The 13,871-nt window shown below is 65.7% G+C and carries 12 protein-coding genes and 1 pseudogene; 5 read left to right on the plus strand and 8 right to left on the minus strand.

Going from position 1 to position 13,871, the window contains the following annotated elements; translation table 11 throughout:
* The first annotated feature begins 40 nt into the window (after positions 1-40).
* Positions 41-1,732: an MFS transporter gene (locus Q8Q71_RS12370; protein WP_305759901.1), complete on the plus strand. Its 1,692-nt coding sequence runs from the start codon at positions 41-43 to the stop codon at positions 1,730-1,732.
* Positions 1,733-1,762: 30 nt separating this feature from the next.
* Here Q8Q71_RS12370 and Q8Q71_RS12375 read toward each other — a convergent pair whose 3' ends face one another.
* Positions 1,763-1,996: a hypothetical protein gene (locus tag Q8Q71_RS12375; protein WP_305759902.1), complete on the minus strand. Its 234-nt coding sequence runs from the start codon at positions 1,994-1,996 to the stop codon at positions 1,763-1,765.
* 388 nt (positions 1,997-2,384) lie between these two features.
* Between Q8Q71_RS12375 and Q8Q71_RS12380 the strand changes: the two genes are divergently transcribed.
* The 3 genes from Q8Q71_RS12380 to acs all read left to right on the plus strand — a co-directional run bounded on the left by Q8Q71_RS12380 (position 2,385) and on the right by acs (position 6,813).
* Entirely contained in the window at positions 2,385-3,383 is a 999-nt protein-coding gene (locus tag Q8Q71_RS12380) for an NAD-dependent epimerase/dehydratase family protein (protein ID WP_305759903.1), read from the plus strand.
* A gap of 109 nt (positions 3,384-3,492) precedes the next feature.
* Entirely contained in the window at positions 3,493-4,797 is a 1,305-nt protein-coding gene (locus Q8Q71_RS12385; RefSeq protein ID WP_305759904.1) for a UDP-glucose/GDP-mannose dehydrogenase family protein, read from the plus strand.
* A 69-nt stretch (positions 4,798-4,866) separates the two neighbouring features.
* Complete coding sequence (gene acs / locus Q8Q71_RS12390; protein ID WP_371315961.1) at positions 4,867-6,813, plus strand: acetate--CoA ligase; 1,947 nt, start codon at positions 4,867-4,869, stop codon at positions 6,811-6,813.
* Positions 6,814-6,844: 31 nt separating this feature from the next.
* On the opposite strand, the pseudogene Q8Q71_RS12395 reads toward acs, so the two are convergent.
* From Q8Q71_RS12395 to Q8Q71_RS12410, 4 genes and pseudogenes are all read right to left on the minus strand, one after another.
* A pseudogene (locus Q8Q71_RS12395) lies at positions 6,845-7,021 on the minus strand (transposase); the annotation flags it as partial.
* A gap of 228 nt (positions 7,022-7,249) precedes the next feature.
* Positions 7,250-7,921, minus strand: coding sequence for a PIG-L deacetylase family protein (locus Q8Q71_RS12400; protein WP_305759905.1), 672 nt, complete (start codon positions 7,919-7,921; stop codon positions 7,250-7,252).
* Positions 7,918-9,168 (minus strand): class I SAM-dependent methyltransferase, encoded by a 1,251-nt coding sequence (locus tag Q8Q71_RS12405; protein ID WP_305759906.1) that lies wholly within the window; start codon positions 9,166-9,168, stop codon positions 7,918-7,920. Before Q8Q71_RS12405 ends, Q8Q71_RS12400 begins: the two co-directional genes overlap by 4 nt.
* Positions 9,169-9,170: 2 nt before the next feature.
* Positions 9,171-9,596, minus strand: a complete 426-nt coding sequence (locus Q8Q71_RS12410) for a cupin domain-containing protein (protein WP_305759907.1) — start codon at positions 9,594-9,596, stop codon at positions 9,171-9,173.
* A 224-nt stretch (positions 9,597-9,820) separates the two neighbouring features.
* On the opposite strand from Q8Q71_RS12410, the gene Q8Q71_RS12415 reads away from it, so the two are divergent.
* On the plus strand, positions 9,821-10,756 hold the full coding sequence (locus tag Q8Q71_RS12415) for a formyltransferase family protein (RefSeq protein WP_305759908.1): 936 nt from the start codon (positions 9,821-9,823) through the stop codon (positions 10,754-10,756).
* Here the strand turns inward: Q8Q71_RS12415 and Q8Q71_RS12420 are convergent.
* Genes Q8Q71_RS12420 through wecB form a run of 3 tightly spaced genes read right to left on the minus strand, consistent with a single transcriptional unit; the run spans position 10,753 to position 13,869 of the window.
* Positions 10,753-11,709, minus strand: a complete 957-nt coding sequence (locus Q8Q71_RS12420; protein ID WP_305759909.1) for a Gfo/Idh/MocA family protein — start codon at positions 11,707-11,709, stop codon at positions 10,753-10,755. The genes Q8Q71_RS12415 and Q8Q71_RS12420 overlap by 4 nt on opposite strands.
* The gene (locus Q8Q71_RS12425) at positions 11,706-12,692 is read right to left on the minus strand and encodes a hypothetical protein (protein ID WP_305759910.1); all 987 of its coding nucleotides are present in this window, start codon (positions 12,690-12,692) and stop codon (positions 11,706-11,708) included. Before Q8Q71_RS12425 ends, Q8Q71_RS12420 begins: the two co-directional genes overlap by 4 nt.
* A gap of 43 nt (positions 12,693-12,735) precedes the next feature.
* Positions 12,736-13,869: a non-hydrolyzing UDP-N-acetylglucosamine 2-epimerase gene (gene wecB / locus Q8Q71_RS12430; protein ID WP_305759911.1), complete on the minus strand. Its 1,134-nt coding sequence runs from the start codon at positions 13,867-13,869 to the stop codon at positions 12,736-12,738.
* Positions 13,870-13,871: the final 2 nt, after the last annotated feature.

A 13,871-nucleotide genomic window follows, 5' to 3' on the forward strand; every position in this document is an offset into this window, starting at 1 on the left:
CGATCCAGTCCACGCTCGCCTTGATCCATCAGGAGGAACCATGACCGACGACGCCGCCGAACACACCGTCGACCGCAGCGACCGTCTGGTCATCCTGGCCTCCTCGGTGGGGACGGTGATCGAGTGGTATGACTTCTATCTGTATGGTTCGCTGGCGGCGATCATCACCAGCCAGTTCTTCTCGGGGGTCAACGAGACCACCGGCTACATCTTCGCCCTGATGGCCTTCGCCGCCGGCTTCGCGGTGCGGCCGTTCGGAGCGGTGTTCTTCGGCCGGCTGGGCGATCTGTGGGGACGCAAGAACACCTTTCTGGTGACCATGCTGCTGATGGGTCTGTCGACCTTCGTGGTCGGCCTCCTGCCATCCTACGCCGCCATCGGCGTGGCCGCGCCGGCCATCCTGATCGCCATGCGGCTGGTCCAGGGTCTGGCGCTGGGCGGGGAGTACGGCGGGGCGGCCACCTATGTCGCCGAGCATGCGCCGCCTGGAAAGCGCGGCTTCTACACCTCCTTCATCCAGATCACCGCGACCGCCGGCCTGATGCTGAGCCTGCTGGTCATTCTCGGGGTCCGCACGGCGGTGGGCGAAGAGGCGTTCAGGGATTGGGGCTGGCGCATTCCCTTCCTCGTCTCGATCCTCCTGCTGGGGGTGTCGCTGTGGATCCGGCTCAAGCTGGCCGAGAGCCCGGCCTTCGCCCGCATGAAGGCCGAGGGCAAGGGGTCGCGGACGCCGCTCAAGGACAGTTTCGCCCGATGGCCGAACCTGAAGCTGGTGCTGCTGGCGCTGATCGGACTGACGGCGGGTCAGGCGGTGGTCTGGTACACTGGCCAGTTCTACGCCCTGTTCTTCCTCGAGAAGACGCTGAAGGTCGACGGCCCGCTGGCCAACATCCTGGTCGCCGTCGCCCTGCTGCTGGCCACGCCCTTCTTCGTCTTCTGGGGCTGGTTGTCGGACAAGGTCGGCCGCAAGCCGATCATCCTGACCGGCTGTCTGCTGGCGGCCCTGACCTATTTCCCGCTGTTCCACGCCCTGACCGGGGCGGCCAATCCGCAGCTGGCCGCGGCGACCGCCGCCGCGCCGGTCAGCGTCCACGCCGACCCCGCCGACTGCGCCCTGCAGTTCGATCCGGTGGGCAAGACGGTGTTCGACAGCTCCTGCGACCTGGCCAAGTCGTACCTGGCCAAGGCGGGGGTGACCTACGCCAACATCGCCGCCCCGGCGGGCGCCGTGGCCGAGGTCCGCATCGGCGAGGCGGTCGTGACCAGCTTCCACAGCGTCATCGCCGAGGACGTCCGGTTCGCCTCCATCCCCGGCGACGCCATCAGCCGCGCCGAATTCACGGCCCGCAAGACCGCGTTCGAGGGCCAGCTGGGAGAAGCCCTGACCGCCGCCGGCTATCCCGCCAGGGCCGACAGCGCCCTGGTGAACAAGCCGCTGGTCGTCGGCATCCTGTTCCTGCTGGTGATGTATGTGACCATGGTCTACGGCCCGATCGCGGCGGCGCTGGTGGAGATGTTCCCGACCAGCATCCGCTACACCTCCATGTCCCTGCCCTATCACATCGGAAACGGCTGGTTCGGCGGCTTCCTGCCCACCACGGCCTTCGCCATGGTCGCCGCCACGGGCAACATCTACTACGGCCTGTGGTACCCGGTGGTGGTGGCCCTGGTCACCGTGGCGGTCGGATTCCTGTTCATCCGCGACCGCAAGGACGTGGACATACACGCCTGAGACGCCGTCTTCCGGAATCCCGGACCGAGGCTAGTTCAGCAGGGAAGAGGCGCTGCGCTTCTCCTCACGCCGTGCGTCCGCCTCGCTCTGGGCCTCGTCCATACTGCCGATGGCGGCCGCCATTCGCGCATCCTCGGCCGGACTGCGCCCCGGCCGCAGCACATTGATGGCGAGCAACCCGACGACCATCGCGAGGAGCCCGCCAAGGAGGATCCAGGCAAGGAGTGGATTGCTGCGTCTCATCTTGTAGGGGTCTTTCGCCATCGGCAGGCTCCATGTGCCCGGACCTGCCGGCGCGCGGTTCTATCAGAGCGATCCAGCAAAGGCGATGAGGTCGCCCTGCGATGCAGATCGTCAGATTCTGACGACGGGGGGCGGCCTGGCGGCGCATGCCGGTTTGAGCGGCGGTTTCAGTGCTGATCGCCGCAACGGCTCCAAGGCCTTGGCCGGCGATCTGCGAGCCGACTCCTGGGCGGCGATCGCCGCGGTAGTGGGCTCGAACTAACTTTGGAAAGTTGAATTTTCCGCCAGAAGGCATCATCAGCCACCCTGGATCAAACATCCGAGCGTGGCTTCCCGGGCTCCGAGTCCCATCCTCCAAGGTCGGACGTCCCCAATCCGCGTTAATTCTCATTTAGGTTGTGACCAATCCATGCGATTTCTCGTCACCGGCAGCGCCGGCTTCATCGGCTTCCACCTGTGCCGGAGGCTGTTGGCCGAGGGGCACCAGGTCGTCGGGATCGATAATTTCTCCGACTACTATGACGTCGCCCTCAAACACGCGCGCAACGCCGTGCTGGAGACCCATCACAACGCCTTCAAGGTCGAGCGCCTCAATCTGGAGGATCAGCCGGAGCTGAGCCGGGCCTGGGAGGCCGCGGCTCCGGACGTCGTCATCCATCTCGCCGCCCAGGCCGGGGTCCGCTACAGCATCGACCACCCGGAAGCCTATGTGTCCTCCAACCTCGTCGGCACCTTCCATGTGCTTGAGGCGGCCCGGCGATTCCAGCCGAAACACCTGCTGGCCGCCTCGACCAGCTCCGCCTATGGCGCCAACACAGAGATGCCGTTCCGCGAGACCGACAAGGCCGTCCATCCCCTGACGCTCTACGCCGCCACCAAGAGCGCGACCGAACTCATGGGCCACAGCTACAGCCACCTGTTCGGCGTGCCGACCACCTTCTTCCGTTTCTTCACCGTCTATGGCCCCTGGGGCCGGCCGGACATGGCGCTGTTCAAATTCACCAAGGCGATCCTGGCCGACGAGGCTATCGAGGTTTACGGCGAAGGCGAGATGTCGCGGGATTTCACCTTCGTCGACGACCTGGTCGAGGGGATCGTGCGGCTGGCCGGAACCATCCCGGGAACCCGGCCGGTCGAAGGCGACACCCTGTCCCCGGTGGCGCCGTTCCGCCTCGTCAACGTCGGCGGGGGCGCGCCAAGCAACCTGATGGACTACATCGGCGAGCTGGAGAAGGCGCTGGGCCGGGAGGCGAAGAAGACCTTCCTGCCGATGCAGGACGGCGACGTCCGGGCCACTTTCGCCTCGGCCAATCTGCTGGAGGCCCTGACGGGCTACAAGCCCTCAACCCCGATCTCCGTGGGCGTTCCCGCGTTCGTCGCCTGGTATCGTGAACACTACGGCGCCTGAGCAGAGGGATCGGGTCCCGATCCTGGTCGCCACCTCGCCCGTTTGTCCGCTGGCCAAGCGCTGAAGCACTCGCTAATCCCGGCCGGATCGAACTGAAGGACGACATTTCATGCGCGTGGCTATGATCGGCACCGGTTATGTCGGGCTTGTTTCCGGGGCCTGTTTCGCCGACTTCGGCCATGATGTGGTCTGTGTCGACAAGGACCCGTCCAAGATCGAACGACTTGAGCGGGGCGAGATTCCGATCTTCGAACCGGGCCTGGACGATCTGGTCGCGGCCAATGTGCGCGACGGCCGACTGAGCTTCGCCCTGGACGGGGCCGAAGCGATCCGCACGGCGGACGCGGTCTTCATCGCAGTCGGCACCCCTTCGCGGCGCGGCGACGGCCACGCCGATCTCTCCTATGTCCACGCCGCCGCCGAGGAAATCGCTGGCCTGATCGAAGGCTTCACCGTGGTGGTGACGAAGTCGACGGTGCCGGTCGGCACGGGAGATGAGATCGAAGCCATCATCCGCGCCCGCCGACCCGACGCGGATTTCGCCGTGGTCTCCAACCCCGAATTCCTGCGCGAAGGCGCGGCGATCGAGGACTTCAAGCGGCCCGACCGCGTGGTCGTCGGCACCGAGGACGCGCGAGCCCAGGCGGTGATGCGCGAGCTGTATCGCCCGCTGAACCTGAACGAGACGCCGATCCTGTTCACCGGCCGGCGCACGTCGGAGCTGATCAAATACGCCGCCAACGCCTTTCTGGCGATGAAGATCACCTTCATCAACGAGATGGCCGACCTGTGCGAGGCCGTCGGCGCCGATGTGCAGCAGGTCGCCCGCGGCATCGGCCTGGACAAGCGGATCGGCTCCAAATTCCTGCACGCCGGCCCCGGCTACGGAGGCTCCTGCTTTCCCAAGGACACCCTGGCCCTGGTGCGCACCGCGACCGATGCCGGGGCGCCGGTGCGGCTGATCGAAACGACCGTTCAGATCAACGACGCGCGAAAGAAGGCCATGGCCGGCAAGGTAGCCGCGGCCCTCGACGGAAATCTGGCCGGCAAGACGGTGGCCCTGCTGGGTCTGACCTTCAAGCCGAACACCGACGATATGCGCGACGCGCCGTCGCTGGACGTCGCTCCCGCGCTGATCGCAATGGGCGCGACGGTGCAGGCCTTTGATCCGGAAGGCATGCATGAAGCCTCAAAACTGCTGGACGAGGTCATCTTCAAGGACGGCCCCTATGAGGCGGTCGAAGGCGCAGACGTGGTGGTGATCCTGACCGAGTGGGATCAGTTCCGGGCGCTGGACCTCGATCGCGTCAAGCTGCTGGTGCGTCAGCCGGTGATGGTGGATCTGAGGAACGTCTACCGGCCTGAGGACATGCGCGCCCGGGGCTTCCGCTACGCCTCGATCGGCCGGGCCTGATCAGGGCTGGCTACCTCGGTCTTCTGGCGGACGACCGACTGTGGTCAAATGCTGGCGAAGGAAAACATCATGACCGAGCCTGACATCTATCCGGTCCCTGCCGCCTGGGCGGTTCGGGCGCATATGGACGCCGCCGCCTACGAGGCCGCCCGGGTCGCCGCCCGCGAGACGCCCGACGCCTTCTGGGTCGAACAGGCCCGACGCCTCGACTGGATGACTTCGCCCGCCTCGATCAAGGACGTGTCGTTCGACAAGGCCGACTTCCGCATCCGCTGGTTCGGCGACGGGGTGCTGAACGTCGCGTGGAACTGCCTCGATCGGCATCTGGAGACGCGCGGCGACGAGACCGCCATCATCTGGGAAGGCGATGAGCCGAACCAGTCCGGAAGGCTCAGCTACCGCGAACTGCACGCCGAAGTTTGCCGCATGGCCAATGTGCTCAAGAGCCTCGGCGTCGTAAAAGGCGACCGCGTCACCCTGTATCTGCCGATGATCCCGGCCGCGGCCGTGTCCATGCTGGCCTGCGCCCGCATCGGCGCCGTGCATTCCGTCGTTTTCGGAGGCTTCTCGCCCGACAGTCTCGCCGGCCGGATCGAGGACTGCGGCTCGAAAGTCGTCATCACCGCCGACGAGGGCCTGCGCGGCGGCAAGCGGGTGCCGCTCAAGGCCAATGTCGACGCGGCGCTCGAACGGCCGGGCGCGGGCATCGTCGAAACCGTGCTGATCGTCTCCCACACCAACGCCGACATTCCGATCGTCGCCGGTCGGGACGTCCGCTATGGCGAGGCCAAACACGGCGTCAGCGCCGACTGCCCCTGCGAACCGATGAACGCCGAGGACCCGCTGTTCATCCTCTACACCTCGGGCTCGACGGGCAAGCCCAAGGGCGTGCTGCACACCACGGGCGGCTATCTGTTCTGGGCCGCCTGGACGCATGAGCTCGTGTTCGACTACCGGCCAGGCGAGGTGTTCTGGTGCACCGCCGACGTCGGCTGGGTCACCGGCCACAGCTACTGCGTCTATGGCCCGCTGGCCAATGGCGCGACGACCCTGATGTTCGAGGGCGTGCCCAACTATCCCGACTACAGCCGCTTCTGGCAGGTGATCGACAAGCACCTGGTCGAGATCTTCTACACCGCCCCCACGGCGTTGCGGGCCCTGATGCGCGAGGGCGACGGGCCGGTGAAGGCGACGTCGCGCAAGTCACTCCGGTTGCTCGGCAGTGTCGGCGAGCCGATCAATCCGGAGGCCTGGCGCTGGTATCACGAGGTCGTCGGCGAGGGCCGCTGCCCGATCGTCGACACCTGGTGGCAGACCGAAACCGGGGGCATCCTGGTCTCGCCCCTGCCCGGCGCGACGGACCTCAAGCCGGGCTCGGCGACCAAGCCCCTGCCCGGGGTCGAGCTGCAACTGGTCGACGCCGGGGGCGCGGTGCTGGAGGGCGCCGTCAGCGGCAATCTGTGCATCACCGACAGCTGGCCGGGCCAGATGCGCACCGTCTGGGGCGACCACCAGCGCTTCTTCGACACCTATTTCAGCGCCTATCCGGGCAAGTATTTCACCGGCGACGGCTGCCGCCGGGACGCGGACGGCTACTACTGGATCACCGGCCGGGTCGACGATGTCATCAACGTCTCGGGCCATCGCATGGGCACGGCAGAGGTCGAGAGCGCGCTTGTCCTGCATGACGACGTGGCTGAGGCCGCGGTGGTCGGCTACCCTCACGACATCAAGGGCCAGGGCATCTACGCCTATGTGACGCTCAACGCCGGGGTCGAACCGCATGACGACCTGAAGAAGGCGCTGGTCGCCCATGTCCGCAAGGAGATCGGACCGATCGCGGCGCCGGACGTAATCCACTGGGCGCCGGGGCTGCCGAAGACCCGGTCGGGGAAGATCATGCGGCGGATATTGCGCAAGATCGCCGAGGGGGATGTGGGAGCGCTCGGGGACACGTCGACGCTGGCGGATCCGGGGGTGGTGGCGGAATTGGTCACGGGGCGGGATGGGGGGTGAGGCAGGGCCGGGCGGCGCGGAAGAGCCGCTGGACCCGCTTCAGCCTGGCGTTCTCGTCCTCCAGCGCCTTGGGCCGCCGGGCCTCCGACACGTCCATGCGCCGAACTTGGCCTTCCACTTGTAAAGGGTCGCGGAGCTGACGCCGTGACGCCGGCAGACCTCCGCCGTCGCAACGCCCCGCCTCCTGCTCGCGCAGGATCCCGATGATCTGCTCTTCCGTGAACCGTTCCGTCCGTCCCTTGGAGGGGTGGACTCGGGCTGTTCCTGGCGGAGTTTCAGGGGGTCACGTCAGCCCGTGCCTTTTCGCCGGATACTCAACCGGTGGCATGGTTATCGCCGGCGAGAACAGCTCGACGTGAGGGCAATGCTTCGCCCTTCAGGCGACGCGCGCTGGCTTCGACTGGCGACCAGGAAGTTCAATTGCAGAGGCGCGCCATCAGACGACAATGCGCACTACCTTGAAGGCTTCGGCATATTCGCAGCCGTTCTGACTCCCGCGGAAGCGCGCCAGCGCGGTACAGGCATCGATCGAACGCGACGGCGCATTGTGAACCTGTGATGCATAGCAATTGAGCGCGTCCTGCTTGCAACCCATGTATTCGCTCACGTCGACAAAAAACTCGGGAATGAAGGCGGGTTCCACCCCGGGAACGTTCCAGTGCGTTTCAGACAGAGTTTCGTAACACAGGACGACCGCGGGCGCTGCGGCATGCACCGGGCGGCAAGCCACCACGGCCGCGTCGAAGATCGTGCGGTGGTCTATGTGACGGTCCGGGAAGGGCAGCAGAACCCATTCCGGATTGGTCTCGCGCACGAATTGGCTGATCGCCTGGTTCACTTCGGCCACCGGCCTGGTGTGCACCATGGTCGCCGGCACTTCGAGGAAGTGCCACCGGTGGGCGCCAAGCCGCTTCATCGCCGCCTCGCCTTCGCGCCTGGTCGTCTCGAACGCCTCCGGCGGATAGAGTGGCGGCAAATGCCCGCTCACAATCAGCACCGAGACCTCGACGCCTTCCTTGGCGAAGCGCGCAATCGTGCCGCCGGCGCCCAGGGTCTCGTCGTCGGGGTGAGGCGCGATCACCGTCATGCGTTTGGGAGCACCGATCATAGCAGGACGCTCCGGAGGTCCGGTAGCGGCGTGAGCGCCTCGACCGGCGTTGGAAAGCGGCCGCGCAGCTTTCCGCAGATGTCGTCGGCGAAATTCCAGGCGAGGATGACAATCACGTCAGGGACATCATCGTCGAGCTCTGCGGTCGCACGGATCGGAATGGCGGAGCCGGGCAGGAACCGGCCCACCTTGTGCGGATTGTCATCGACCACCATCGCTATTTCGTCAGCGGTCAGGTGCGCCATCTGCAGGAGCAGCGTCGCCTTGGTCGGCGCCCCATAGGCAACCAGCCGCTTGCCGGCCGCCCGGCGTAGACGCACGGCGTCTCCGAAGGCCGCCATTGTGGCTTCGATCATCGCTTTCCAGCCGGCGAGGAATTCGGCGTCATAGAGAACCGAACCGCGCTCCTCCTCGAGGAAGGCGCGCGCGGCTGCGCTCACTCTGCCTTCGCCGGACTTGCGCAGCAACAGCCGGAGCGACCCGCCCTGGACGGCGTTCACGCTCAGGTCCACGACATCGAAGCCGAGTGCAGTCAGGTGCCGCGAGAGGGGCGCGGCATGATGATAGTCAAGATGCTCGTGATAGGTCGTGTCGAAACAGCCCGTGCGAAGCACTTCGCGGAAATAGCCGATCTCGAACGCGAACCAGCCGCCATCCTTGAGAAGACGATGGATGTTCCGGAAAACCGCGGCGAGATCGTCGACATGGGCCAGCACATTGTGGCTGGTCACGAAGTCGGCTTGGCCGTGCCGTCGGAGTATCTCATCGACCGCGGCTTCGTCAAAGAACGCGTTGAGCGTTTCGACCCCGTTGTCGTTGGCGATGCTCGCCGCCAGCGACGCAGGGTCGACCCCGAATACCCTGTGCCCCTGCGCCTGGAATGGCTTGAGCGCGGTGCCGTCGTTCGAGCCAATATCGACCACCAAACTTCCCGGCGCCAGGTCGAGCCGCGTTGCCGCCCATTCGGCGTATTCGGCGAAATGCTTGACGAAGCTGACGCCGATGCCGCTCAGATAAGTGTAGTTGGTGGCATAGAGCAGCTCCGGCGCTACGGCATGGCCGAGCTGAAAATGCGCGCAAGCGTCGCAGCGGTTCAGCACCAGCGGATAGGCCGCCGCCCCACGGGCCGCTTCCGTGCTTTCCTGGAGATTGTTGCCCAGCGGCACTTCGCCAAAATCGACGTAGTGCGTCAGCTCCTTGCCACCACACAGTCGACAGATCTCAATGGCGCGATAGGACTGATCCATAATCAGGCATACTTCGCCAGCATTTCCTGGATATTGTCCTGAGTGATAAGCTGTTCGCGGACGGTGTCGCGCTCATAGGTTTCCTGATCGCGGGGAAACTTCGAACTCACCACCATCACGGTCTTCACCGGGAAATAGGTCGCGTGGAGCTCGTTGTCCGGCGTGAAGATATTATCGCCGGTGCGAACCTTGATATATTTGATCTCACCGTCGTCGACATCCTTGTAGAAATAGTCGATTTCCCCCTCGAGGATATACATCAGATGGAAGTCGCTATGGTGCCAGTGGTTCGAACGGATCGAACCGGGGTTCGACGTGATGATCGACACGTTCTGCACCGTCTGGTCGACGATCGACAGGATTTCGCCGCGCGCATCCGTATCACGCTGAACATTCGGAAACAGAGTCGATTTACGCGGCAATGTCATGGGGATTCACTCCTTCGGCACACGCGGTGAGGGAAGGGGGCGCGCCCCCTAGCGCGTGGCGAACGGGTAGTCGATCCGGCTGGAAATGCAACTCGAAAAGCGGCGTTTGAGCTGCACCCGGTTTCGTGGGCGCCAAGATAAGGTGTTTTTGGAGCTGGAGGGTGACGCAGACTCCCGGAGCGGTTAGGAGCGGGCCGTTCGTGCGGCGCGGGGAGGTTGGTTGAATGCGATACGATATCACTGTCTTGGGAAACCATCAGAGCACGATGGCCCTGGTCGAGTCGTTGATCCGCGACGATCTGAAGCCCGACCTGATCGTGACGCTGAGCCGCGAAGCGCGCGCCAAGGTCAACATCGCCGGCGCCAGCAGCGACCTCGCCGAGTTCGCTCGCGACAGTGGCATCGCGGTCCATGAATGCGACGGCTACCGCCTGGTGGCCGAGCGCGACCGGGCCTTCTTCCAGGAGAATGCGTTCGGTATCGGCGTGTGCACCGACTGGCAGCATCTGATTCCCGGGCACGTGCTGGACGCGTTCGAGCAAGGCGTATTCGGCTTTCACGGCAGTCTGATGGCTTTTCCCAACGGGCGCGGGCGGTCTCCTTTCAACTGGAGCATCAGGCTCGGCGGCAAATCCGTGCTGCACAATTGCTTCCGATACACCGAGGGAGCCGACGAAGGCGGCGTCTTCAACACGACCGAGATTCCGATCGCTCCCGAGGAGCCCATCCGGACGCTTCAGTTCAAGGCGCTGATCGATTCGCGCGTGACCATAAGGCGGCTGCTCCGCGCCTACCGCGGCGGGGCGATCGAACTGACGCCGCAGCCCGGCTCCGCCGGAGTGTGGCTGCCCAAGCTGACCCCCGCGGACTCGCTTCTCGAATTTGAGGCGATGGGGATCGAGATGGCGCTCAACCTCATCCGCGCCTCGTCGCGGCCGTTCGCCGGGGCCTATGGCGTCACGGCCGGCGGAGAGCAGGTCACGGTCTGGCGCGCCGGCCGCTACGATGGCCCGCTGGATCCGCAATGGGAGGACGCCGCCCCGGGCACGGTCGTGGCCGCGGCGCTCGACAGCGCGTTGATCAAATGCCGCGACGGGCTGTTGCTCGCTACCGAGATATCGATCGATGCCGAAAGGCTTGTCGGAGTCCGCTTCTCCTAGGGTCGGTCCGCGCGGAATTGCGCCAGCGCCCGACCGAGCCGCTCCAGCTGCCGGGTCAGCTCGACCATGCGATCGAGACGGTCGGACTGGCTCGACCGCCATTGGGCGCGCGGCGCCGCGAAGATCGCCTCGAAGGCATTCACATCCTCGACGACCGTCTCGTGTTCGCCCCCTTCGACGGTGGCGATCACGCGGCGCGCGCCCGGGCGCCCGTAGACGAAAGGCTCATAGCGCAAGGCCGTGCCGTCGCTTCGCGTCAGCGTCATGCTGTTCGCATAGCCGGCGTCGACGCCGATCAGCCCCCGCACCCGCACTCCGCCGAGCTCGCCTGCGAAGTGTAGCCGCTCCCGATCGGGGCGACCGGGCTCGTCGACGCGCACCAGCGTCAGCGCGTCGAGCGGCAGGCCCGCGTCGAGCAGCGCCGCCAGGAAATAGGCGCCGATGTCGTACAGGTTGGACGAGCCGATGGCCGATTCGCTTCGAAAGGTATTCGCCGGCGCCTCGGGAATGGTGAACACGCATTCGACGGCGACCGGAGGCGAAGCCGCCCAGTCGGCCAGGTACCGGCGATGCGTGAGCGTATGGCGGTTCATGAAGCCTTCGACCAGCAGCGCTCCGGATCGCGTGGCCGTCGCGGCCGCCTCGCGCGCTTCGGCCGCGGTCACGAACGCCGGCTTCTCGACGAAGACGTCGCACCCTGCCCTCAATATCGCGAGCGCCTGCTCGAAGTGCGCCGCCGGCGGAGTCGCGAGGACGAACACGGTGTCTTCGGGCAGTGCAAGCAATGCCTGTTCGATCGACGCGAACACCGGCGCATCGGGAGGCGCATCGGGCTGCTTGCGCGACACGACCCCAACAAGGATCTGGTCATTGGCGCGGATGGCAGGGATCAGCCGGTTGCGCGCATGGCCCCCGACCCCGACCACGCAGAACCGCTCCCAGCGCCCGCTCATGCGCCGCCTGCGTGACTTTCGGGCGGGCCGGGCTCGCTGGTGACCAGCCCGCGCCGGAACGCCAGGAAGACCGGCACCGACACCAGCATCATGGCCAGCGCCACCGCCACGGCGCGGTCAACCGCCAGCTTCTGAAGCAGCCAGGCGACGGCGAGGCACAGGGCCGCGCTGACCAGCTGGGGCGCCAGGTAGACGAAGCCGGGCTGGTCCTTCTGCAAACGCTGATACAGATGAAAATAGTGCCGCACGGTGAATGCCTGCCGGATCCTGATCCGATGCGCCGTGACGACCGCCATGTCGATGACCGGCAACGCGGCCGGGATGGCGGCTTCGGGCGGCGGTGCGCTGGGCCCGGCGATGAACGCGATGCCCATGACGGTGAACAACATGGCGAACGCGAAGCTGCCCGAGTCGCCGAAATAGATCGTCCGCGGCCGGCTGTTGAGCACGGCGAAGGGCAGCGTAAACGCGAGCAGCGCGACCGCGACCGGTATCCATTCCGAGTCGCCCGGCGCATGGGAGAGCAGCAAGGCGCCGGTGAGCAGCACGAAGACCGCGATGTTCAGGTCCGACCCGTCCTGGAAGTTGATCGTATTGACCAGCGCCACATTTACGAACATCGCCAGCGGCACCAGCAAGACGAACAGCAGGACCGACGCTCCGGCGGCGATCAGGAAGACCAGGGCGACCGCGCCACCCGCGACCGCGCTCAGAATGACGCGGAGCCGGGCGCTCAACTCGACCGCGTCGTCGAGCCAGTAGATTGCGCTCGCCCCCGTGACGAGCGCCAGCGCCGCCGCAAGCTGATCCGACGCGCCACCCAACAGCGCGCCCGCCAGCATGGCCGGTGCGAGAAACACGCCGAAACCCGTGGGCGTCCGGCCCGGTTCGCGCGCGCTCCATTGCCTGATATAGACCAGCGCCAGCGCAGCGCTGAGACCTGCCCCGACGAGACCGCAAACCGCCAACGCACTCCCTGTCACCGCCGACTCCCGCCCGCGAGTCGCCGGCCTCGCTCGTTTGCACTCATGCGCCCGGATGCTCCCGCCAGACATTTTGGCGTACATAGTCGGTATAGCTCAGGATGATCCGCGCGACTTTCTCCGACACGTTAGGCGCCGAATAGTCAGCCACCAGCCGGAAGGTTCGATTCGCGCCGCGCGTCTGGGTCGCGAGCATCTCCAGACCCTGCGTGACGCGATCCGCATTGAGGCCGGTCATGATCACCGCGGCTTCCTCCATCCCTTCGGGCCGCTCGTGCGCCTCGCGGATGTTGAGCGCGGGGATATTAAGGATCGAGGCTTCCTCGGTGATCGTGCCGCTGTCGGAAAGGACCGCGCGCGCGGAGAGCTGCAGCCGCACGTAGTCGAAAAAGCCGAGCGGCTTCATCAGGCGCACCAGCGGGTGGAACTCCGCCCCCGCCGACACAATGCGGTTCTTGGCCCGGGGGTGAGTTGAGACGATCACTGGCTGGCCATATCGTTCCGCGATGCCGTTCAGGATATCGACCAGCCGGAAGAAGTTGCGGTCCGCCTCGATGTTCTCCTCGCGATGCGCGCTTACGACGAAATACGACAAAGGCGTGAGGTCCAGCCGCGCCAGCACGTCGGACGCATCGATCTTGGGCCGATAGTGCGTCAGGATCTCGAACATCGGGCTTCCGGTCTTGATCACCCGATCGGGCGGCAGCCCCTCGCGGAGCAGCATGTCGCGCGCGATGGTGCTATAGGTCAGGTTGATGTCGGAGATATGGTCCACGATGACGCGATTGATTTCCTCGGGCACGCGTTGATCGAAGCAGCGGTTGCCGGCTTCCATGTGGAAGACGGGGATTCGGCGCCGTTTGGCGGGGATCGCGGCGAGGCTGCTGTTGGTGTCGCCGAGGATCAGCACGGCGTCCGGCTTGAGTTCGTCGAGCACGCGGTCGGCCGCGATAATGACCTTTCCGATCGTCTCGGCGGCGGTCGCGCCGGCCGCTTCAAGGAACCGGTTGGGCTGGCGAATACCCAGGTCCTCAAAGAAGATCTGGTTGAGCTCGTAATCGTAATTCTGCCCGGTATGGACGAGGAAGTGCGTGCAGCACTGGTCGAGCCTGGCAATCGTGAGCGAGAGGCGGATCAGCTCGGGCCGAGTGCCAACGATCGTCATCACGCGCAGCATGG

The organism is Brevundimonas sp., from assembly GCF_030704825.1.
Taxonomy (GTDB): Bacteria; Pseudomonadota; Alphaproteobacteria; order Caulobacterales; family Caulobacteraceae; genus Brevundimonas.

Coding starts and splice junctions, on each gene's coding strand:
- Q8Q71_RS12405 (WP_305759906.1), bottom strand. CDS start 9,168: ATGGATCAGTCCTATCGCGCCATTGAGATCTGTCGACTGTGTGGTGGC.
- Q8Q71_RS12415 (WP_305759908.1), top strand. CDS start 9,821: ATGCGATACGATATCACTGTCTTGGGAAACCATCAGAGCACGATGGCC.
- acs (WP_371315961.1), top strand. CDS start 4,867: ATGACCGAGCCTGACATCTATCCGGTCCCTGCCGCCTGGGCGGTTCGG.
- Q8Q71_RS12420 (WP_305759909.1), bottom strand. CDS start 11,709: ATGAGCGGGCGCTGGGAGCGGTTCTGCGTGGTCGGGGTCGGGGGCCAT.
- Q8Q71_RS12385 (WP_305759904.1), top strand. CDS start 3,493: ATGCGCGTGGCTATGATCGGCACCGGTTATGTCGGGCTTGTTTCCGGG.
- wecB (WP_305759911.1), bottom strand. CDS start 13,869: ATGCTGCGCGTGATGACGATCGTTGGCACTCGGCCCGAGCTGATCCGC.
- Q8Q71_RS12380 (WP_305759903.1), top strand. CDS start 2,385: ATGCGATTTCTCGTCACCGGCAGCGCCGGCTTCATCGGCTTCCACCTG.
- Q8Q71_RS12370 (WP_305759901.1), top strand. CDS start 41: ATGACCGACGACGCCGCCGAACACACCGTCGACCGCAGCGACCGTCTG.
- Q8Q71_RS12375 (WP_305759902.1), bottom strand. CDS start 1,996: ATGGCGAAAGACCCCTACAAGATGAGACGCAGCAATCCACTCCTTGCC.
- Q8Q71_RS12400 (WP_305759905.1), bottom strand. CDS start 7,921: ATGATCGGTGCTCCCAAACGCATGACGGTGATCGCGCCTCACCCCGAC.
- Q8Q71_RS12410 (WP_305759907.1), bottom strand. CDS start 9,596: ATGACATTGCCGCGTAAATCGACTCTGTTTCCGAATGTTCAGCGTGAT.